The organism is Streptomyces sp. URMC 126 (genome assembly GCF_051386555.1).
In the GTDB taxonomy this organism is placed as follows: Bacteria; Actinomycetota; Actinomycetes; order Streptomycetales; family Streptomycetaceae; genus Streptomyces.
Window position 1 is genome coordinate 1 of the sequence record NZ_JBPQTX010000627.1, and the last position, 1,096, is coordinate 1,096.

Sequence of the window (1,096 nt, forward strand, 5' to 3'; positions counted from 1 at the left end):
GGGTGAGGCGGGTGGTGTCGGCATCCATGACGTAGGCCACACCGAGATCCAGGACGAGCACGGAACCGTCCGGGGCCGGCCCCCCCACCCCGCGCGGTCGCCCTCCAGCGCCGGACGGGCCGAGCCGGGCGCCCTAGAACTCGTACACCGCCCCCGCGTGGGCGAGCTCCGCCGGGCCCTCGTAGACCGAGCGGGCGTCGCGCAGGTTGCGCAGGGGGTCGGTCCACGGGGGGATGTGGGTGAGGACGAGGCGGCCGACGCGGGCGTCGGTGGCGAGCCGGCCGGCCTCCAGGCCGTTGAGGTGGAGGTCGGGGATGTCCTCCTTGCCGTGGGTGAAGGATGCCTCGCAGAGCAGCAGGTCGGCGTCCTTGGCGAGGGAGTTGAGAGCCTCGCAGGGGCCGGTGTCACCGGAGTAGACGAGGGCGGAGCCGCCGTGTTCCACCCGGAAGGCGAACGCCTCGACGGGATGGTTGACGCGGTCGGTGAAGACGGTGAACGGGCCGGCGGAGAAGCCGCCGGGCTCCAGGGTGCGGAAGTCGAAGACCTCGCTCATGCAGGCGGGGTGCGGCACGTCGCCGTAGGCGGTGAGCAGCCGCTGTTCGGTGCCCTCGGGGCCGTATACGGGGAGGGTGCCGGCCCGGCCGCCGTCGTGCCGGTAGTAGCGGGCGACGAAGTAGCCGCACATGTCGATGCAGTGGTCGGGGTGGAGATGGGACAGCAGCACGGCGTCGAGGTCGTAGAGGCCGATGTGACGCTGGAGCTCGCCCAGGGAGCCATTGCCCATGTCGAGGAGCAGCCGGTAGCCGTCGGCCTCCACCAGATAGCTGGAACAGGCGGATTCCGTGGACGGGAACGAGCCCGCGCATCCGACGACGGTGAGCTTCATGCGGGCCTGAACCTCCGTGGGCCGGTGACGGGGGGCCGGTGACCGTGCGGTGCGTCGAGGGTAAGGCGGGAACCGAGCGGCCGCTCCATCGTCGGCCGGGTCTGTGGCTGGAATCACCAGGACGGACGCCGCGGGAAGCCGCCCGGCGGGAAGAGGCGCGCCGGAGCGCACGAGACCCCGCCCGCGCCTCTGGGGTGTCTCTTATACACA

General features: G+C 71.9%; 1 protein-coding gene. It reads right to left on the reverse strand.

What is annotated here, in order from left to right; all coding sequences use genetic code 11:
* Positions 1 to 133 precede the first annotated feature (133 nt).
* Entirely contained in the window at positions 134 to 886 is a 753-nt protein-coding gene (locus tag ACSNOK_RS33180; RefSeq protein WP_436784499.1) for an MBL fold metallo-hydrolase, read from the reverse strand.
* Positions 887 to 1,096: the final 210 nt, after the last annotated feature.

Bases quoted from the DNA above. Each gene is read 5' to 3' on its own strand.
- ACSNOK_RS33180 (WP_436784499.1), bottom strand. From the start codon at position 886: ATGAAGCTCACCGTCGTCGGATGCGCGGGCTCGTTCCCGTCCACGGAA.